Annotated in this window: 21 protein-coding genes; 11 read left to right on the forward strand and 10 right to left on the reverse strand. The window is 62.6% G+C overall.

What is annotated here, in order from left to right; translation table 11 throughout:
* The first annotated feature begins 31 nt into the window (after nt 1-31).
* On the forward strand, nt 32-739 hold the full coding sequence (locus RM192_RS10640) for a hypothetical protein (protein WP_311507516.1): 708 nt from the start codon (nt 32-34) through the stop codon (nt 737-739).
* 9 nt (nt 740-748) lie between these two features.
* Here RM192_RS10640 and RM192_RS10645 read toward each other — a convergent pair whose 3' ends face one another.
* The 10 genes from RM192_RS10645 to RM192_RS10690 are packed head-to-tail and all read right to left on the reverse strand — an operon-like array spanning nt 749 to nt 10,073.
* On the reverse strand, nt 749-1,882 hold the full coding sequence (locus RM192_RS10645) for an alkene reductase (protein WP_311507517.1): 1,134 nt from the start codon (nt 1,880-1,882) through the stop codon (nt 749-751).
* A complete protein-coding gene (locus tag RM192_RS10650; protein ID WP_311507518.1) occupies nt 1,879-2,832 on the reverse strand; it encodes a nitronate monooxygenase in 954 nt (317 codons plus the stop codon). The genes RM192_RS10645 and RM192_RS10650 overlap by 4 nt, the downstream gene beginning before the upstream one ends.
* The gene (locus tag RM192_RS10655) at nt 2,829-3,680 is read right to left on the reverse strand and encodes a MaoC/PaaZ C-terminal domain-containing protein (protein ID WP_311507519.1); all 852 of its coding nucleotides are present in this window, start codon (nt 3,678-3,680) and stop codon (nt 2,829-2,831) included. The genes RM192_RS10650 and RM192_RS10655 overlap by 4 nt, the downstream gene beginning before the upstream one ends.
* 1 nt (nt 3,681) lies before the next feature.
* Nucleotides 3,682-4,611, reverse strand: coding sequence for an SDR family NAD(P)-dependent oxidoreductase (locus tag RM192_RS10660; RefSeq protein WP_311507520.1), 930 nt, complete (start codon nt 4,609-4,611; stop codon nt 3,682-3,684).
* Complete coding sequence (locus RM192_RS10665) at nt 4,608-5,786, reverse strand: acyl-CoA dehydrogenase family protein (RefSeq protein ID WP_311507521.1); 1,179 nt, start codon at nt 5,784-5,786, stop codon at nt 4,608-4,610. Before RM192_RS10665 ends, RM192_RS10660 begins: the two co-directional genes overlap by 4 nt.
* The gene (locus RM192_RS10670) at nt 5,786-6,112 is read right to left on the reverse strand and encodes a hypothetical protein (RefSeq protein WP_311507522.1); all 327 of its coding nucleotides are present in this window, start codon (nt 6,110-6,112) and stop codon (nt 5,786-5,788) included. The genes RM192_RS10665 and RM192_RS10670 overlap by 1 nt, the downstream gene beginning before the upstream one ends.
* Complete coding sequence (locus RM192_RS10675) at nt 6,109-6,984, reverse strand: CoA ester lyase (protein WP_311507523.1); 876 nt, start codon at nt 6,982-6,984, stop codon at nt 6,109-6,111. Before RM192_RS10675 ends, RM192_RS10670 begins: the two co-directional genes overlap by 4 nt.
* The gene (locus RM192_RS10680) at nt 6,981-7,433 is read right to left on the reverse strand and encodes a MaoC family dehydratase (protein ID WP_311507524.1); all 453 of its coding nucleotides are present in this window, start codon (nt 7,431-7,433) and stop codon (nt 6,981-6,983) included. Before RM192_RS10680 ends, RM192_RS10675 begins: the two co-directional genes overlap by 4 nt.
* 13 nt (nt 7,434-7,446) lie before the next feature.
* Nucleotides 7,447-8,646, reverse strand: a complete 1,200-nt coding sequence (locus tag RM192_RS10685) for an acetyl-CoA acetyltransferase (RefSeq protein WP_311507525.1) — start codon at nt 8,644-8,646, stop codon at nt 7,447-7,449.
* The gene (locus tag RM192_RS10690) at nt 8,646-10,073 is read right to left on the reverse strand and encodes an OB-fold domain-containing protein (RefSeq protein WP_311507526.1); all 1,428 of its coding nucleotides are present in this window, start codon (nt 10,071-10,073) and stop codon (nt 8,646-8,648) included. Before RM192_RS10690 ends, RM192_RS10685 begins: the two co-directional genes overlap by 1 nt.
* Nucleotides 10,074-10,210: 137 nt before the next feature.
* On the opposite strand from RM192_RS10690, the gene RM192_RS10695 reads away from it, so the two are divergent.
* The 10 genes from RM192_RS10695 (at nt 10,211) to RM192_RS10740 (ending at nt 19,736) form a co-directional block, all read left to right on the forward strand.
* Nucleotides 10,211-11,095, forward strand: a complete 885-nt coding sequence (locus tag RM192_RS10695) for an SDR family oxidoreductase (protein ID WP_311507527.1) — start codon at nt 10,211-10,213, stop codon at nt 11,093-11,095.
* A 16-nt stretch (nt 11,096-11,111) separates the two neighbouring features.
* Entirely contained in the window at nt 11,112-12,275 is a 1,164-nt protein-coding gene (locus RM192_RS10700) for an acyl-CoA dehydrogenase family protein (protein ID WP_311507528.1), read from the forward strand.
* Nucleotides 12,276-12,349: 74 nt separating this feature from the next.
* Nucleotides 12,350-12,829, forward strand: a complete 480-nt coding sequence (locus tag RM192_RS10705) for a MarR family transcriptional regulator (protein ID WP_311507529.1) — start codon at nt 12,350-12,352, stop codon at nt 12,827-12,829.
* A 26-nt stretch (nt 12,830-12,855) separates the two neighbouring features.
* Nucleotides 12,856-13,617, forward strand: coding sequence for an SDR family oxidoreductase (locus tag RM192_RS10710; protein WP_311507530.1), 762 nt, complete (start codon nt 12,856-12,858; stop codon nt 13,615-13,617).
* Nucleotides 13,618-13,640: 23 nt separating this feature from the next.
* Nucleotides 13,641-14,069 carry a PaaI family thioesterase gene (locus RM192_RS10715; protein WP_311507531.1) on the forward strand — a complete coding sequence of 143 codons (429 nt, stop codon included), beginning with the start codon at nt 13,641-13,643 and terminating at the stop codon, nt 14,067-14,069.
* On the forward strand, nt 14,066-14,857 hold the full coding sequence (locus RM192_RS10720; RefSeq protein WP_311507532.1) for an enoyl-CoA hydratase-related protein: 792 nt from the start codon (nt 14,066-14,068) through the stop codon (nt 14,855-14,857). The genes RM192_RS10715 and RM192_RS10720 overlap by 4 nt, the downstream gene beginning before the upstream one ends.
* 20 nt (nt 14,858-14,877) lie before the next feature.
* Nucleotides 14,878-16,122: an acetyl-CoA hydrolase/transferase C-terminal domain-containing protein gene (locus RM192_RS10725; RefSeq protein WP_311507533.1), complete on the forward strand. Its 1,245-nt coding sequence runs from the start codon at nt 14,878-14,880 to the stop codon at nt 16,120-16,122.
* Between the two features lie 2 nt (nt 16,123-16,124).
* Nucleotides 16,125-17,054 (forward strand): 3-keto-5-aminohexanoate cleavage protein, encoded by a 930-nt coding sequence (locus RM192_RS10730; RefSeq protein WP_311507534.1) that lies wholly within the window; start codon nt 16,125-16,127, stop codon nt 17,052-17,054.
* Nucleotides 17,038-18,465, forward strand: coding sequence for an AMP-binding protein (locus tag RM192_RS10735; RefSeq protein ID WP_311507535.1), 1,428 nt, complete (start codon nt 17,038-17,040; stop codon nt 18,463-18,465). Before RM192_RS10730 ends, RM192_RS10735 begins: the two co-directional genes overlap by 17 nt.
* Entirely contained in the window at nt 18,462-19,736 is a 1,275-nt protein-coding gene (locus tag RM192_RS10740; protein WP_311507536.1) for an enoyl-CoA hydratase-related protein, read from the forward strand. Before RM192_RS10735 ends, RM192_RS10740 begins: the two co-directional genes overlap by 4 nt.
* Nucleotides 19,737-19,744 lie beyond the last annotated feature (8 nt).

Consider the following 19,744-nt stretch of genomic DNA (forward strand, 5'->3'; position numbering starts at 1 on the left):
GCTGCGGAATTAGATTTGAGGGGGGATTGCAATGACCGACATCCAAAATCTTCGGTGGCTCAGGATTGGCGCATGGTGCGGGCCTGCGTTTGTCTTGCTGTTCATTCTGTTCTGGGGGTGGATCGGCGGAAACCTGCCGCCTGCCGGACCTAACCTGTCCGCCACCCAGATCGCCGATTATTATCGCGAAAATCACCTGACCATCCGCGTCGGCTTCGTCGGCTCGGTCGTGTTCATCTGCCTCTATCTGCCTTGGTCGGCGGTACTTTCCGCCCGGATGGCCAAGATCGAGGGAAACTGGCTGGCGCTGACTTATCTCCAGCTTATCGGCGGCGCGTTGACGGTCATGGTTGTATCGATGAGCGCGGCATTCTGGATTGCTGCTGCTTTCCGACCCGAGCGCGCTCCCGAAATAACCCAGATGCTGCACGACATGGGTTGGCTGACTATCGACCAGCTCTATTTCTGCACGACGCTGCAAATGATGGCAGCGGCAATCGCCGGACTGCATGACAAGTCGGACAAGCCGCTCCTCCCGCGCTGGGCGTGCTGGTATGCCATCTGGGCGGGCCTGACTTTCCTGCCCGCCAGTTTCACGGCTTTCCTGAAGGAAGGGGCGTTCGCGTGGAATGGCGTCCTCAGCTACTATTTCCCCTATTTCTCCTGGCTCAGCTGGTTCGCGATTTTTTCCGTATGCATCCTGAAGGATATTGGACGGGACATTCGCGCGCGACAGTAGTGCTGTTCATCAGGCTGTGACGGTTGGGCGCGCGGCCGGGTAATCCACATACCCGCGTGCCTCGCCGACATAGGCGAAGTCCATGTTTGCATCCGCCAATGGCAGACCGTCGCGCATCCGGGTCACCAAATCGGGGTTGGCGATGTAGGGGCGACCGAACGATACGGCATCTGCCTTGCCGCCCGCAATACAGGCATCGGCCGACTCTGCATCGAAGCTGCCGTTCTGGATCAGCACCCCGCCGAAAATTTTGCGAACGCTCTCCACTACCGGGTTTTCAGGCTTTTCCATAAAGCCCGAAGCAACTGGTTCGATCAGGTGGATATAGGCAACGCCGAACTCCTGCGCCATCGCAGCCACCGCCTCGGCCAGCGCGCGGGGGTTCTCATCGCCCATGCCTTTGCGTTCGCTAGTCGGGCTGATGCGGATGCCGACGCGGTCTGCGTCAATCTGCGCAGTTACAGCTTGCAGCACTTCCCGCAAAAATCGGGTGCGGTTGGCAATTGATCCGCCGTAACCATCGGTCCTGCGGTTGGTGTTCGATTGAAGGAACTGGTCGATGATATAGCCATTGGCCGCGTGGATCTCCATGCCGTCGAAACCGGCCTCGCGGGCATGGGCCGCACCCCTGCCATAGGCTACGACGACCTTCGCAATGTCATCGGCGTTCATCTCGCGCGGGATTACGTAGGGCTTCATAGGCAGGAAGCCGCCATCATAGTCGGGCGGCGGCGGCGCGAAGGTCTGGCCTTCCCCGGCAATCGGCGAAGGTCCAATCGGCTGCTCGCCATCGAGGTAATCGGGCAGGACGAGCCTGCCCATATGCCACAGTTGCGAGAATATCCGCCCACCGCGCGCGTGAACCGCTTCTGTTACCTCCCGCCAGCCATCTATCATCTCGCTGGTCCAGATGCCGGGCACGCGATACCAACCCATGCCTTGCGGATCGACCGCCGTGGCCTCGGTCACGATCAGCCCGCAGTCCGCGCGCTGCGCATAGTACTGCGCCATCACCGGTTGAGGCACATTTTCCGGGGTGGCGCGTGCGCGGGTAAGCGGCGCCATGATAACCCGGTTGGGCAACGTCAGCGCGCCCAATTGCAGGGGCTGGAACAGCGCGTCCACCGGCGCAATGACGGTCATCGGCTCCGTGCCTCAAGCCCGATAGCCATCCGCGCGGCATCGTAATCAGCAACCAGCCGGTCGATATAATCACCAGCAGGTTCGGCGCGCTTCACTGCGCCGATACCCTGTCCGGCGCTCCAGATTTCCTTCCACGCCTTGGCGTTATCGCCGCCGCCGTCGATGTTGATTCCGCCGCCACTACGTTTCACCAGATTATCGGGATCGAGCCCGTTCTCGATCAACGACGGGCGCAGGAAGTTGGCATTGACGCCGGTGAAACCGTTGCTGGTGACAATGTCCTTCGATGCGCCTTCCACGACCATCCGCTTGAAGCCGTCTTGCGTGTTGGCTTCGGTGGATGCCAGGAATGGCGAACCGATATAGGCAAGATCGGCGCCCAGTACTTCCGCGGCCAGCACCGACCGCCCATTGGCGATGCAACCCGACAGCAGCAGCAATCCATCCCACCATTCGCGAATTTCCTGCATCAGCGCGAACGGCGATGTATCGCCGGTGTGCCCGCCCGCACCAGCGCCAACTGCGATGATGCCATCGACGCCCATCTCGGCGCACTTTCGTGCGTGGCGGTCTTTGATCACATCCTGAAACACCAGGCTGCCGTTAGCCTGCAACGTGCAGACCAAATCGGGGTTTGCGGCAAGCGCCAGAACCACGATCGGCACCTTGTGGCGCAACACCACTTCAAGATCGGCATCGAGGCGCGAATTGCTCTTGTGCGCAACCAGGTTGATCGCAAACGGCGCGTCCCCCACGTTCGCCTTGATCCGGGCCACGTCAGCATCGAGGTCGGCGGTTGTGCGAGGATTGAGCGCGGGCATCGATCCGATGATGCCGCCCTTGCATTGCGCGATCACCAGGTCGGCGGTCGAAGCGATGAACATTGGCCCGGCCATGACCGGAACACGCAGTTTGGCCTTCAGCGAGGCTGCCAGATCCCGTCCGTTCATGCACTTCTCCATTCGATTTTGCCTTCGTCGAGCACTTTTCGCTCACCGACAAAGGCGCAGAAGCGGGCGCTCGCCTCGCCCTGCTTCCACACTTTGAAACTCAGTTCGTCGCCGGGCAGGACCACGCCAGAAAAGCGGCAAGCCAGCTTTGACAAGGCGGCGGGGTCTTTTCCCAGCGCACGCGAAATCGCTGCTCCGGCGATGCCATAGCTGGCCAGCCCTTGCAGGATGGGGCGGGAGAAGCCTGCCTGCGCCGCGATTTGGGGGTCCAGATGCAACGGATTCCAGTCGCCCGAGAGACGATAGATCAACGCCGCACGTGGCGACGTTGCGAAAGTCGCCGTGGTATCCGGCGCATCAGTGGGCATTGGCTCATCTAGGCGCATTGCGGCAACACCGCCGAAACCGCCATCTCCGCGCAACAGCAGGGTCTGGTGCAGGCGGCAGTACAGCTTTCCGGTGGCGGCATCGCTGATCCGCCTTTCCAGCACGAGGACCGCGCCCTTGCCTTCGCCCCGGTCCGTCAGCGAAATCACTTCGGCCTCACCCCGAACATTCGCGGCTGCAGGCAAGGGTGCGGGAAATTCAGCGTATTGCGCCAGATGCACCAGCTTGCCGAAATCGACGCCGAGCGCGGGATTGCGGATCCACATACCCGGCGAGCACAGCGTTACCGCAAATGTCGGCATGACCGACAGCGCGCGCTCATCCAGAAAGCGCAAGTCTTCTTGGTCCAGCGGGTCTGCGCCCAAGCCCAAGCCCAGCGCATAGAGGATTGCATCGCGCGCTAAGTAGCACTGTTCCGGCTGCCCGAAATCATGCGCAAAAATGGCAGCGGGATCTATCACGTCACACCGGGTCCCACGTGAACAGATCGCCCGAACGGTGCAACGGATAGAAATCGTTGGCGAATTGCGGGAACACACGTTCGGTGATCGCTTCGGGCGTCCAGCCTTGGGCGGTGTGCGCGGTGCGAATAGGGCGCGGCTGCGAGAACAGGTAAATCTCGTTGTTGCGCACGCCGAAGATCTGCCCGGTCACATGCGCCGCCTGATCACTGCACAGGGCCACGCAAAACGGGGCGATCTTGTTGGCGTCGAGCTTCTTCAGGCCCTCGACCCGCGCCTTCTGCTCGGGCGTTTCGGTCGGGATGGAATCGATCATGCGTGTCCACGCCCAAGGAGCAACCGCGTTGGAGCGCACGCCAAAGCGCTGCATGTCGAGCGCAATGGACTTTGACAGGCCGACGATGCCGAGCTTGGCGGCGGAATAGTTGGCTTGCCCGAAATTGCCGATCAGCCCGCTCGACGACGTCATGTGCACATAGGCACCGCTGCCCTGTTCCTTGAAGAACGGCGCGGCGGCACGACTGGTATTGAAGCTGCCCATCAGGTGCACGTCGATCACTGCGCGGAAATCGTCCGGGCTCATCTTGTGGAAGAATACGTCGCGCAAGTTGCCCGCATTGTTCACCACGCCGTCGATCCGGCCGAAGTTGTCGACCGCGGCCTTGACCATTCGGCCAGCACCGATCCAGTCCGATACGCTGTCATGGTTGGCCACCGCGCGCCCGCCCATTGCGCGGATTTCCTCGACGACTTGTTCCGCTGGCGAAGGACCATCCTGCCCATCGCCGGTTATCGAAACACCCAGATCGTTGACCACGACCGCCGCTCCAGCTTCGGCCATGGCCAGCGCGATCCCCCTGCCCACGCCGCGCCCCGCACCCGTAACGAGCACGGCTTTTCCATCCATCAAGCCCATGGTGACGACTTTCAATAGCTCTTGGGAAGGCCGAGCACCTTCTCGGCAATGAAGCTGAGAATGAGCTGCTCGGTGATCGGGGCAAGTCGGGTCAGCGCAGATTCGCGGTAGAGCCGCTCGACATGATATTCCTTGGCATAGCCAAATCCGCCGTGTGTGGCGACGGCTTGCCATGCCGCATCGTGGCAGGCGCGCGCGGCAAGGAACTTGGCCGCATTGGCCTCGGCCCCGCATGGCATGCCACTGTCGTAAAGCCGCGCGGCCTTCTCGACCATGAGCCACGCGCTTTCGAGGTAAGTCCAGCGCTCGGCAAGCGGGTGCTGGATGCCCTGGTTCATGCCGATGGGCCGGTCGAACACCACGCGGTCCTTGGCATATTGCACCGCGCGGCGCAGCGCGTCCGAGCCGATGCCCATGGCGGCCGCCGCGATCAGGATGCGTTCCGGGTTCAGGCTGTGCAGGATGTAGCTGAAGCCCTTGCCCTCATCGCCAATGCGGTCCTCGTCTGGGATAAACAGGCCGTCGATGAAGATGGCGTTGGAATCGACGGCCTTGCGGCCCATTTTGGGGATCAGGTGCACATCGATCTTTGCACGATCAAGGTCGGTGTAGAAGATCGTGATGCCATCTGTCGGCTTCGCACAATCCTCATACTTGGTGGTGCGCGTCAGCAACATGATCTTGTTGGCGACCTGCGCTGTCGAGGTCCACACTTTCTGCCCGTTGACGACATAACCGCCCGGCACCTTCTCGGCGAAGGTCTTGATCCGAGTAGTGTTCAGCCCGGCATCAGGCTCGGTGAAACCAAAGCAGCATTGATCCTCACCCGAAACGAGCCGGGGCACCCAGCGCGCCTTTTGCTCGGGCGTGCCCTTGACCACGATCGGATGCGGGCCGAACAGGTTGATGTGGATCGTGGAAGACGCTGCAAATCCGCCGCCGCACGATGCAACCTCGCGGATCATCGTCATCGCCTCGGTTACGCCAAGGCCCGATCCGCCGTATTCCTCGGGCATGGTGATGCCCAGCCAGCCACCGTCAGCCATGGCGCGGTGGAACTCGCGCGGAAACTTGCCGTCATCGTCGCGGGCAAGCCAATATTCGTCATCGAACGGCGCACAGACAGCGCGCACGCCCTCACGGATCGCGTCCAGATCTTCTTCGGTGGGAAGCGGGCGGTTAGCAGACATCAGGAAATCCCCGTCTTGGTGTTCTGAATACGGCGGAACAGGTCAGGCCCACGCCACAGCAACCATGCGGCGTTGACCATGTTTCCGGTCGAACAGGTGATAAGGAACAGGACGATGGTGAAGCCCAGCCGTCGTTCGTAGGTGTAGATAATCAGCGAAAAGAGGAGGAAGCCGCTATAGGCATCGGCCCAGACATAGAGGCCCCAGACCACCTCCCAGACATGCAACTGGTCCGCCATGACCTCGCCTGTGGCGAACGCATAAAGCAGAAAAGCGGTCAGTCCGGCGACAATCGCAAGGCAGACCATCCGGGCAAAAGAACTCATGCGCTCTCTCCTGCGGCGGCCAACGTCTTTTGCGCGGCCTTGAGGTGGGGAATGTCGTACATCTTTCCGTCGATGCCGAGTGTTCCGGCGTCAGGTCTGGCGGCAAAAGCGGCCACGATCTTGCGCGCCTCGGCCAGTTCCTCTTCGGACGGCGTGAAGCAGCGGTTGATCGTTTCCACCTGATCCGGATGGATCGCGATGCGGCCAAGGAACCCGTCACGACGTGCACGGCGGCAGTCTGTTTCCAGACCCTCGCCATCGCGGAAATCGGCGTAGAGCGTATCGACCGGAACGACGCCTGCAGATGCGGCTGCGAACAGGCACAGCGACCGGGCGAGCCGGTAAGGCTCGGTCCAATGGCCGTCCGGCTCCTTGTTGCCGGTTGCACCAATGGCAGCGGCAAGGTCCTCGGCGCCCCAGGTCAGCCCAATCAGGCGGGGGTGCGGAGGCGTATAGCTGCCCAGCGCGAACATCGCCTGCGGTGTCTCGGTCGCGACCACCATGATTTTGACGGTGCCGGGTGCGATTCCGGCCTCGACTTCGAGACCGTCGATCATCGCTGCGACGGTTGCCACGTCCTGTGCGCCGTTGGCCTTGGGCACGAGTATGCCCGCAAGGCCCGGACGAACAACTGCGGCGAGATCATCGGCGGTCATCGCGGTGTCCAGCGGATTGACCCGGACGAACAGCCGCGCGTCAATTGTCGCGGCCTCGCCCAGCCAACCGGACACCATGCTCCGCGCGGCCAGCTTCATCGAAGGCGCGACCGCATCCTCAAGATCGAGGATCAGCACATCGGCACCAGCCGTCCGCGCTTTGGCGAACTTGCGCTCGCTGTCACCGGGAACGAACAGGAGTGAACGCAATCTCATGCCGGGCTCTTCAGCATCAGTGCGTTGCGCACCGTGCGGCAGACGATCTCATCACGCTGGTTAAGCCCGATATGCTCGAACGTGACGATGCCCTGTGCGGGCCGCGACTTGCTTTCCCTGAGTTCCAGCACGCGGGTTTCGGCGCGGATCGTGTCGCCCGAAAACACCGGGCGCGGAAAGGTCGTGTCGGTCATCCCCAGATTGGCGACCGTCGTGCCCAGCGTGGTTTCCTGCACGGTAAGGCCGATCACCAGACCCAGCGTGAAAATCGAGTTCATCAGCGGTTTGCCGAACTCGGTCTGCTCGCAATAAGCGTGATCGATGTGGATCTGCGCCGGATTGTAGGTGAGCGAGGAGAACAGGCTGTTCTCATAGTCGAGCACGGTTTTCCTGACTTCGTGCCGGAACACCTGCCCCACGGTAAACTGTTCAAACCAAAGGCCTGCCATTGCTCTTGTCCTCTCAGTTCAGCCGGCCAAGGATCGCCACAGCGGCCACGCTGTTGAACGGCGTTCCGCCAAGATTATGGGTCAGGCCGAAGTCCGCCTTAGCACGCTGACGTTCGCCCGCGCGGCCCTGCAACTGGTTGTAGACCTCATAGGCCATACGCAGGCCGGTTGCGCCGACCGGGTGGCCAAAGCACTTCAGTCCACCGTCGAGTTGGCACGGGATCGCGCCGTCCCGGTCATAGCGCCCGTCGAGAATGTCCGTCGGCGCACGGCCGGTATCGGACAGGCCAAGGTCTTCCATGATCACCAGTTCGGTGATCGAGAAGCAGTCATGCACTTCGGTCAGGTCCAGCTCGGCACGGGGATCGCGAATGCCGGCCTCGGCATAAGCCCGCGCGGCCGCGGCCTGCGTGTTCGGCACCGAAGCACCATCCCACCCGCCGAACTGCATTTCCCAGCCGTTGCTGGCCGAAAGCTGGATAGCCTTGATCGTGACCGGATCGGCCTTCCCCAGCGCGCGGGCAATCTCGGGCGTCGTCACGATGGCGGCTGCCGCCCCATCCGAAACGCCGCAGCAATCGAACAGGCCGAGCGGATCGGCAATCAGCGGCGCGCCGAGAATCTTCTCCATGTCCACCGCCGCCCGCAAGTGTGCCTTGGGCGAAAGCGCCCCGTTCTGGTGGCTCTTCCACGAAACGTGCGCCATCGCGCGCTTGAGATCGGCAGGGTCGATGCCGTGCCGTGCGGCATAAGCCCCGGCAAGCTGCGCGAAGGTGCCCGGCGCGGAGCCATAAGGCATCCACAGATCGTTCTGCACGCCCTTGGTGCGTAGTGGCAGCCCACCGTAGCCTGTGTCCTTGAGCTTCTCGACACCAATCGCCAGTGCGATATCGACCGCGCCGCTGGCCACGGCATAGGCAGCGCCGCGCAAGGCTTCGGTGCCGGTCGCGCACATGTTTTCGACCCGCGTTACCGGCACCTTGTCCAGCCGCAGCGCGTGGGCGGCAGGCAATGCGCTGTTGCCAACGTTGATGTCATCAAGTGCATTGCCAACCCATGCCGCCTCGATCCGGGCGCGCTCGATTCCGGCGTCGGCCAGCGCCTCGGCAAAGGCCTCGACCATCAGCCCGTCTGCACCAACGTCCCAGCGCTCACCGAAGCGAGTACAGCCCATGCCGACGATGGCCACTTTGTCGCGAATGCCCGTCGCCATCATGCGTCTCCCAAAAACGGACGGACCAGCGGCGCGGCCTTCCAGAAATAGGTGCGGAAGCCCAGTTTCGCGTTCTGCGCCTTGATCCGCAGCCGCATCCGCACCCGCTGCCCGACGCTGAAACCGCTTTCAGGGCGGTCCACCATTTCCATCAACACGCGCGCGCCGTTGTCGAACTGGACCAGCCCGAAATCGAACGGCGGATCGGGCGTGAAATTGAGCCGGTCTGCGGTGACCGAGACGATGGTTGCCTCAAGGCCCGCCAACGGCACATCCTGCAGCACCTCCGGCTTATCGAGCACCGGGTTGACCGGCATCGCGCTTTTGGGAAACTGCACATTGCCCGTGCTGTCGCGCCCACCGATAAAGCCGATCGTATCGCGCCCCACACGCTCCAGCACCGTGGCTTGCGCCTTCTGCTCGAACTCCGAACGCATGCCCCAATCCAGTGCGAGCGAACCGGACAGGCTGAGGAACCGCGAATAGCTGGTCAGTGCCTGCCCCTCGCTCACCGCCGCAGCCATCGTATCGGCTCCGGGCACGGAGGAGGTCATTTCGAACACCAGCGCATCGACGCCGCTACCAAAGCCCAGCAGCAGCACAAAGTCACCGGGCCGGGCCGCTGCCAGAGCCAAGCCAAGCCCGAACAGCGCGTGGGCAGTGCCAAGGTCACCCGCCTGCTGACTCAAGCCTTCACAATGGTTGGGTGCACTGCAGCCCACTGCCTTGGCCACCGCGCGCCAGGTGGCACCGACAGGTTCGGCGCAAGCCACATGGGCCACTTGCGCAGGCGCAATCCCGGCGCTGGCGCAAGCTGCCTGAACCGCAGGGATCAGCAATTCCTTGGCCGAAACGTCGCGCACGAAACGCTCTTCATAGGCGTAGGAAAACGGATGCTCCTGCGACGAATAGCGGTCGACCAGATCGTGCGTCAGACTGGCATGTCCGACCAGCCGCGCGGCCCCATCGGGACCGGTGCGTACCGCAGCAGCCCCATCGCCAAAGGCAAGCTGCGCTGCGCTCCCCGGTTGGGTTGGACGGCGTTCGGCGGCGACGACCATCTCGTCACGACCGGACAGCAACGCATCGAGCAGAGCCGACGTTGCGGCACGGCGCGAATTGGCACAATCCGATGTCCGAACGGTGCGGGGCAATGCCAGCGCATCGACCATAATCGCCGATTGCGCCCGGTCGGTAAAATAGGCCGAAGTCGATACGAAGCGCAAAGCCGAGGGGACAACGCCCGCGCACAAGCTGCGCGCGGCTTCCACCGCCATCGTCAGCGCATCTTCATCCCAGCTCGCAACGGTGCGAAAACCCGCGCGCGGCATCGGCAATCCCGACCATGACAGTTCGCGAGATGCGGCCTTGCGATCCAGGCGCAGCGACGGAAGGTATCCGCCCAGTCCTGTGATTCCAAATGTCACTTGCCCCTCCGCAAACTATTTTACTGTCAGCTGCCTTATCAAGCACATCGGCGATTATCAGCGCCTTGCCTTGACAGCCTCGAATCATGTAGTAAACAGCTTAACATTGTCTGGCAAGAGCCGACACGGAGAGGGTAATGGCAATTTTCAGCAAGGACGCGCTGGCCGGCAAGGCCGTGCTGGTTACGGGCGGCGGCGGCGGTCTCGGGCGTGAAATCGCGCACGCAATGTCAATGCTTGGCGCACATGTGCACATTTGCGGGCGCCGTCAGGCCCTGCTTGATACTGCCGCTCAGGAAATCACGGCAGGCAGCGGGATTCCCGTTGGCGCCCACGTCTGCGACATTCGTGACGCCGATGCGGTTGATGCCATGATCGATGCGATCTGGCAGGAAACGCCGCTCAGCGGCCTGGTCAACAACGCGGCAGCCAATTTTATCGCGCCCACCCATGAACTCTCGGCGCGCGGCTTCCGCGCGATCACCTCTACGGTCATGGACGGGTCGTTCCATGCCACGCTTTCCTGTGGCAAGCGCTGGATCCGCGATGGGCTGCCCGGCTCGGTCGTGTCCATGCTTACCACATGGGTGTGGACCGGGTCTGCATTCGTGGTGCCCTCGGCCATGGCCAAGGGCGCGATCCACGCGATGACCATGTCGCTTGCAGCGGAATGGGGCCCTTACAACATCCGCCTCAATGCCACCGCCCCCGGCCCCTTTCCCACTGAAGGCGCTTGGGACAAGCTCAATCCGATCCCGGATACGCAAAGCTCGGCTACCAACTGCGATACCGTGCCGATGCGCCGCTTCGGGCGGATGCCCGAACTGACCAATCTTGTGGCGTATCTTCTATCGGACGCCAGCCCCTACCTCACCGGCCAGACCATCGCCATCGACGGCGGCCAGCATCTGGCAGGTCCCGGGACGTTTGCAGATCTCACCAACCTGACGCCCGAGCAATGGAAGGCAGCGCGCGAAGCGATTGCCGCCTCTGTCGCCAAGGAAAAGTCGCAGCGCGCCTGAAGGTCGGACACATCATATGATCGAAAGAAACCTCTTCCAGCCCGAACACGATATGTGGCGCGAAACCGTCCGCCGCTTTATCGAAAAGGAAATCGTCCCGTTCCATGAGCAGTGGGAAAAGGACGGCATCGTCCCGCGCGAACTCTGGCTGAAAGCCGGTGAGGCCGGGATGCTGTGTTGCACCGTGCCGGAAGAGTATGGTGGCCTTGGCCTCGATTATCTGTTCGACGTCGTGGTGTTCGAGGAAATGTGGCGGGTTGGCGCCAGTGGTCCGGGCTTCCTGATCCACACCGATCTGGTCGCCACCTATATTCTCACCTTTGGCAGCGACGAGCAGAAGGCGCATTGGCTGCCAAAGATGGTGAGGGGCGAAGCCATCGGCTCGCTCGGCATGACCGAACCGCATGCAGGCAGCGATCTGAAAGCGATCCGCACAAAGGCCGAGCGTGACGGCAACCACTTCCTCATCAACGGCCAGAAGGTGTTCATCTCCAACGGCCAGATGTGCGATGTCATTGTGCTCGCCACCAAGACCGACAGCATGGCCGGTGCAAAGGGCGTCACGCTGTTTCTCGTCGACGCCAACGCACCCGGCTTCAATCGCGGCAAGAATCTCGACAAGTTGGGGATGAAGGCACAGGACACGTCGGAACTGTTCTTCGATAACCTGCGCGTGCCTGCCGATGCGATGCTCGGCGAGGAAGGGCAAGGCTTCTCGCTGATGATGACCAAGCTGGCCCAGGAACGCCTTGCCCAGGCGATCCGCTCGGCCACAGTGATCGAAACGGTAATCGACTATACGGTTGATTATACGAGCGAGCGCAAGGCCTTCGACCAGACCATTGCCGACTTCCAGAACACCCAGTTCGTGCTTGCCGACCTGAAGGCCCGTGCCGTGATGGCGCGGGTGTTCACGGACAAGTGCATCGAACTGTTCATGGAAGGCAAGCTGGACCCGGTTGATGCGGCAATGGCCAAAATGGTCACGTCCGAGCTCCATTGCGAAACGGTCGACAAGTGCCTGCAGCTGTTCGGCGGCTGGGGCTACATGTGGGAGTATCCAATCGCACGCGCCTATGCCGATGCGCGCATCGTGAAGATCGCTGGCGGCTCGATCGAGGTGATGAAGACAATCATCGCGCGCGACATGTTCAAGGGCAAGTTGAGCCGGAAAAAGTGAACCTGCTTACCCCATCACTTGCCATTGGCGCATCTCCGGTTAGTCCGGGAGAATCCTCTCCCGGAGTTACCAAGATGATCCAGAAGAACCTCGATTCCAGTCTTCGTTTCGGCTTTTTGATCCATGACGTCTCGCGCCTGAGGCGGATCGTCGTAGATCGTGCGCTGAAACCGCTTGGATTGACCCGTTCGCAGTGGTGGGTGCTGGCGTTTCTCTCGCGCCGCGATGGCATGACCCAGACGGCGCTGGCCGCCGACCTCGACCTGACCAAGGTCGCAATCGGCGGTCTGATCGACCGTATGGAAACCAGCGGCTTTGTCGAACGGCGCGCCGACGAACGCGATGCGCGAGCTCGCCGGGTCTACCTGACCCGCGCCGGCCAGAAACTGGTGACGACCATCCGTGAAAGCGTCGACCTCGTCGAAGCGGACATCCTCGCCACCGTAACCGAAGACGAACTCGACGCTGCGGCGATCGTGCTGGTCAAGATCAAGAGCCGTCTGCTGGAGCTGGCGGGCGGAGAGGCTGAGGGCGGACAGGACTTCGAGACCTGACCCCCGCGATTTGGATGGAGGACTATGTGAAGGGATTGGAAGGCAAGGTCGCAATCGTGACCGGCGGCGGACAAGGCATCGGCAGGGCGCTGACCCTGCGCCTCGCGGCCGAGGGCTGCAAGGTAGCGATCTTCGATCTGAGCACCGCAGCGGGCGAGGAAACCGCCAAGCTTGCAGGCGAAAGCGCCACCGTGCGCACCTGGCAGCTCGACGTGAGCGACCTTGCCGCCGTTCAAGCCGCTGTCGAGGCGGTCGAGGCTGAACTTGGCCCGATCTGGACGCTGGTCAACAACGCTGGTTGGGACCGCCCGGCCCCGTTCCTCAAGACCACGCCTGAATTCTGGGACAAGGTCATCGCCATCAACCTGACCGGCAATCTCAACACCCATTTCGCGGTGGCGGGCCGCATGGTCGCCAATGGCGGCGGACGCATCATCAACATCGCGTCAGATGCGGCCAAGGTCGGCACCGCGATGGAAGCGGTCTATTCGGCGTGCAAGGGCGGGCTCATCAGCTTTACCAAATCGATTGCCCGCGAACTCGCCCGCAAGAACGTGCTGTGCAACTGCGTCTGTCCGGGGCCTACCAACACCCCGATGATGGCCGAAGTCGCCGGAACTGGTCCCGATGCCGAAAAGTGGAAGGCCTCGCTGGAACGCGGAATCCCATTGGGCCGCATGGGCGAGCCTGAAGACTATGCCGGGATTGTGGCGCTGCTGGCATCCGAAGATGGCGGATACATCACTGGACAGGCCATTTCGGTGTCCGGCGGCCTGAACATGGTCTGATCCAGCGCGGATCGGTCAAACCCATGCAGACGTTCGATAAACCAGACCTGCCAGGTAACTGGACCTGTGACTTCAACACCGGTGTTGGGGAATGGTCGCTTGGCGGGATCTGGCTTGACCGGCAAGGCGCCCGCCTCGCCGTTCGGGTCGCGCAACACCACTGCAACGCATTTGGCGTGATGCACGGCGGAGCGCTGGCCACGTTTGCCGACGGGCAGGCGCTGGCCGTGCGTACCTATAGCGGCGGGGCCGACGATCATACGCCCACAGTTTCGCTTTCTGTCGATTATCTCGGCGGCGCGCCGCTGGGATCGTGGGTCGTGGCCGATGTCACCTTGCTGCGCACCACCCGGACGCTGCTTTTTACCCAGGCGCTTGTTACCGCCGACGGCAAACCCGTCGCCCGGACCAGCGCCATCTACCGGAACTTCAAAGGAAAGGATGCACAATGAGCACCCCCCAGTTCGAAGACATCATCTACGAAGTACGCGGCCGCGCCGCGTGGGTCATCATCAATCGCCCCAAGTTGTACAACGCCTTCCGCGCGCAGACCATCGAAGAGATGATCGCCGCATTCAAGCTTGCCGCCGATGATCGCGGCGTTTCCTCCGTCGTGCTGACCGGCGCGGGAGACAAGGCTTTCTGCACCGGCGGCGACCAAAGCGCGAAGGATGGCCAGTATGACGGCCGCGGCATCGTCGGCCTGCCGATCGACGAATTCCAGTCGATCATCCGCGATATTCCAAAGCCGGTTATCGCCCGCGTGAACGGCTTTGCCATCGGCGGCGGCAATGTCTTTGCCACGCTTTGCGACCTGACCATCGCCGCCGACACGGCGAAGTTCGGCCAGGTCGGCCCGAAGGTCGGCTCGGTCGATGCAGGCTGGGGCACCGCGTTCCTCGCCCGTCATGTCGGCGACAAGAAGGCCCGCGAAATCTGGTATCTGAACCTTCAGTACAGCGCGCAGGAAGCCCTCGAGATGGGCTTGGTGAACAAGGTCGTCCCGCTCGCGGACCTTGATGCTGCCGTCAACGAATGGACCGAGATGCTCGGCCAGCGTTCGCCCACGGCCATTGCCCTCGCCAAGCGTAGCTTCAATGCCGACAGCGACAACATTCGCGGCATCTCGATGATGGCACTCAACTCGGTCAAGCTGTTCTACGACACCGAGGAGTCGAAGGAAGGAATGCGCGCGTTCCAGGAAAAGCGCGCGCCGGACTTCCACAAGTACGTCAAGTAAGCGGTGAAGGGGCGCATCAGATGAAACCGCGCCATCTGCGCCCCGGAGACCTGCCCGGCGTCCTGCCGCCTGGCGGTCTGACACTGGTTTCTGCAAGCCCGGCAGAATCTGACCTGCTGGTAGCCGAAGTCGCTGCCGCAGGGCCTGCGCTTGGGGCGATGAGGTTCTCCGGCATATTCGTGCCCGGCCTTAACAAGGCAACCTGGAGTGCTGGCCCGGAAGCTTCCATCCTGACATTTTTCCAGACGCCCGAACTGAAGCGCGAAGGCCAGCGCAGCCGCTTCCTGCCGCTGTGCTATCACGACATTCTACGCCACTACCGCCGCAATCCCCCTGCGGCGGCGCTGATGATGTGCAGTCCACCCGACGAAAACGGGCATTGCAGTTTCGGCGCAGAAACCGCTTTCATTGCCGCGCTCTGGCCCGAAATTCCTGTGCGGATCGCGCATATCAACCCGCTGATGCCGCGCACGCCCGGTGATCCGGGGATCCCGTTCAGCAAGCTCACCGGCTATTTCGAAAGCGCGCAGCCGCTCAGGACGATGAATGGTGGCACCGACGCGATCAGCGAGGCGATTGCGGCGCTGATTGCTCCGTTCGTGCCCGATGGGGCAACCTTGCAGACCGGGCTAGGCAAAATTCCCGATGCGGTGCTGCGGGCGCTTGGTGGGCACCGAGGCCTCAGGCTGCACAGCGGCTTGATCGGAGACGGGGCGCTCGCACTTGTCCGTTCGGGCGCAATGGCCGCCGGCCCATCGGCGCTTGCAGGCGTCGCGATCGGCAGCGCGGAGCTTTACGCCGGGCTGGACCATCCCCATTTCCAGTTCCGCCCGGTGACCGTCACGCACGATCCCGCCGCGCTTGCCCGGATTGACAAGCTGGTGACGATCAATTCGGCGATGGAAGTAGACCTCTACGGCCAGGTCCATGCCGAGGCCTCGTCACGCGGCTTCATGTCCGGGCCGGGCGGCGCAGGGGACTATGCCCGTGGTGCCCGCGCCTCGGACGGTGGCCTGCGGATCATCGCCTTGCCTTCAAGTGCCGGTTCATCCAGCCGCATAGTTCCTGCCGCTGCAGGCCATGGCCCCGTTTCGCTCTCGCGCTTCGACGTCGACCTTGTCGTCACCGAAAATGGCGTCGCGGATTTGCGCGATCTTGGTCACGACCAGCGTGCCCAAGCCCTTATCAGCATAGCTGCACCCAGCCACCGCGAAGGCCTCGCACGCGGCTGGCGCGACAGCATGAACGCCCTGAAGGAGCAATGACCATGGCCGCGAACAAAGTCATCATCAGTTGCGCGATTACCGGTTCGATCCACACTCCGTCGATGTCGCCCTACCTGCCGGTAACCGCGCAGGAAATTGCCGAGAGCGCGCTGGGTGCCGCCGAAGCCGGTGCCGCCATTGTCCACCTTCACGCGCGCGATCCCGAAACGGGCAAGCCGGTCCATACGCCCGAGGATTTCGAGCCGTTCTTGCGCGTGATCAAGCAGAGCAGCAACGTCGTGGTGAACCTGACGACCGGCGCATCGCCCTACATGCCGGTGGAATACCGGGTGAAGCCTGCCGAAGTGTGGAAGCCCGAAGTCGCCAGCCTCAACATGGGCTCGATGAATTTTGGCCTGTTCCCGATGCTGAAGAAGGACCGCGAATGGAAGCACGCGTGGGAGCCGGAAATGCTCGAAGCCAGCCACGACCTTGTCTTCCGCAACAGCTTCAAGGACATCCGCTACGCGCTCGATACGCTGAATGCCACCGGCACCCGCTACGAGTTCGAATGCTACGACACCAGCCACCTCTACAACCTGCACTACTTCTGGTCCGAAGGACTGGTGCAGGCGCCGCTGTTCATCCAGACCTGTTTCGGCCTGCTCGGAGGCATCGGCGCACATCCTGACGACGTGATGCACATGAAGCGCACGGCAGACCGACTGTTCGGCGACAATTACCGCTGGTCGGTGCTGGCAGCAGGGGCCAACCAGATGAAAGTGGCCGCGATGGCCGTATCGATGGGCGGCCACGTTCGCGTGGGCCTTGAAGATTCCCTCTGGCTTGGGCGCGGCCAGCTTGCCCAAAGCAATGCCGCGCAAGTGACCAGAGTCCGTCAGATCATCGAAGGCCTCGGCCTTGAAGTGGCTTCGCCTGATGAAGCCCGCGCAATCCTGTCGCTCAAGGGCGCAGATGCCGTCGGCTTCTGAACCCGAACTCCTGGCATTGGCCACCTGCCTCACGCGCCACGATCCGGCGCGCGAGGCGGTGATCCATGGCGAGCAGCGGCTGACATTTGCCGAACTCGATGCGCAAGCCCGCGAGCTGTCCGGGTGGTTGCGGTCACGCGGCGTCACCCCTGACAATCTCGTCGCTTACGCCCTGCCCAATGGCCCGCAATTCCTCGCGCTGACCTTTGCGATCTACAAGGCGGGCGCAACCCCGGCCCCGCTTTCGCCGCGACTGCCGACTGCCGAGCGCGATACCATCCTCGCCACGATGCAGCCGGGCCTGTTCGTTGATGCGGCACTATTGGAAACTGCGTATTACGCACCAACGGCAACTCTCGACGCAGGCCGCCACATCGCGGCGTCCTGGAAGGCCTGCACCAGCGGCGGCAGCACCGGCACCCCAAAAGTCATCGTTGATGCGCGCCCGGCTGGCTTCCCGGAAGAAACAACATTCATCGCGATCCCGCGCGATGGCCGGGTGCTGGTACCCGGCCCGCTCTATCACAATGCGCCGTTCAGCGCTGCGGTTTTCGCCTTGTGGAGCGGCTCCACCGTGGTGACGATGGACCGGTTCGACGCTGCAGCCTCGCTCTGCGTGATCGAAGCAGAGGGCATCAACTGGGCCCTGATGGTGCCCACCATGATGCACCGGATAATGGCATTGCCTGAGGACAGGCGGGACACGTTCGACTTGTCGCAGTGGCGCACGGTGGTTCACACCGCAGCCCCCATGGCCCCGTGGCTCAAGCAGGCGTGGATCGACTGGCTCGGCCCGGATCACATCTGGGAAGTCTATGGTGCCACCGAAGGACTTGTGCGCTGCTGGATCGGTGGGCGCGAATGGATTGAGCGTCCCGGCTCGGTTGGCAAGCCCATTGGCGCGGGGCGCATCCGCATCGTCCGTCCTGACGGCAGCGAAGCAGCCGTGGGCGAGGATGGCGAGGTCTTCGCCATGCCGCCCGGTGGACCCGGATCGACATACCGCTACTTCGGCGCAAACCGCCGCGCAACAACAGACGGCTGGGAAAGCGTCGGCGATGTCGGCCATGTCGACGCGGACGGCTATCTCTACTTGGCCGACCGCAAGGACGACCTGATCATCAGCGGCGGAATCAACATATGGCCCGCCGAAGTTGAGGCGGCGCTGCTCCGCCATCCGGCAATCCGCAGTTGCGCGGTGTTCGGTCTGCCCGATGCCGATCTTGGCGCAATCGTCCATGCCACAATCGAAGCCCACAACGATCTTTCCGCCCCTCAACTCAGCGCATTTCTCAGCGACCATCTGGCTCGGGCCAAGCACCCGCGCTCGGTCAAATGCACAAGCCAGCCAGTCCGCGATGATGCGGGCAAGTTCAGAAAGCCGCGTAGCCGGACAAAAGAGGCCACATGACAATCCCCGATCTCACCCAGTTCCGCATTGAACCGCAAGACAACGGACTGGTCCACCTCGTGTTCGATTGCCCAGAAAGATCGATGAACGTGTTCTCGAACAAGGCCATTCATGAGCTTGGCCAGTTCGCAGAATGGCTCCACGGCGCAGACGTCAAGGGCGTGGTCCTACGCTCGGGCAAGACCACCGGCTTTTGCGCAGGCGCGGACCTGACCGAACTCGGAGTTGCCTATGACATGATCTCCGCCGCGCCTGCGGCAGACCGCTTCGACATGGCATTTGGTCACTTCTTCCCGCTCGGCCACGCCATCCGCCGGATCGAAACGGCGGGCAAGCCTGTGGCCGCCGCAATCGCGGGCGTAGCGCTGGGCGGTGGCTGCGAACTGGCGATGGGCGCGCACTACCGGGTTGCGACCGGATCGAAGCGGGCAATGCTCGGCCTTCCCGAATGCGCGGTAGGCCTGCTTCCCGGCGCAGGCGGAACGCAGCGCATGCCCCGCCTCGTCGGTGTGGAAATCGGCTTGGAAGTCCTGTTGCTGGGGCGCAACCTGCAAGGCGCTCAGGCGCTTGCGGCAGGGCTTGTCGACGAAATTGTCGATGAAGGTAGCGAAGTAGCCGCCGCTGAAGCCTGGCTGCTGTCAGACAAGGCCCGTGCTGTCCAGCCGTGGGACCAGCCACATGCAAGGCCGCTGGCGCATCGCGATTATGCCGAGGTTATCGACCGTCATCGGACACGCGAAATTGACAGGATGCTGGGCCATGAGCCCGCCCCTGTCGCTATTCTCGACTGCGTGGAACTCGGCCTGATGCAGCCGATGGACGGCGCGATCCGTTCCGAAATGTCGGTTTTCTCGCACCTTATCCAGCGGCGCGAAGCCCGCAACATGATCCGCACGATGTTCCTCGGCAAGCAGGCCTACGACAAGGCCGCGCGCGACGGAGGCATCAGCGCTGGCGTGAACGCGGCCTTGGCAGACATAGCCTCAGCCACTGCCAGCGCACTTGCGCTTGAGCCGGGTCTTGCGCGGGCGGGTTTCGGACCTCAGCAGCCGGACACCAAGGGTGTGCAAGACCGGGTTTCTGCGGGATTCTGGATCGAAGGCCAGCCGACTTTGATGACCGCCATCAAGAATCTGGCTTCAACATGCGCTGGCCGCGTAGACTCGCTCAGTGATGGCGAAAAACTGCAACTCGACCATGCAGTGGTGAAGGCCGAACTGCTCCCAGCCTACCTTGGCGGCGCAACCGGGTTGATCTCGCTGGTGACTTAGAACGATTT

The organism is Novosphingobium sp. MMS21-SN21R, from assembly GCF_031846015.1.
Taxonomy (GTDB): Bacteria; Pseudomonadota; Alphaproteobacteria; order Sphingomonadales; family Sphingomonadaceae; genus Novosphingobium.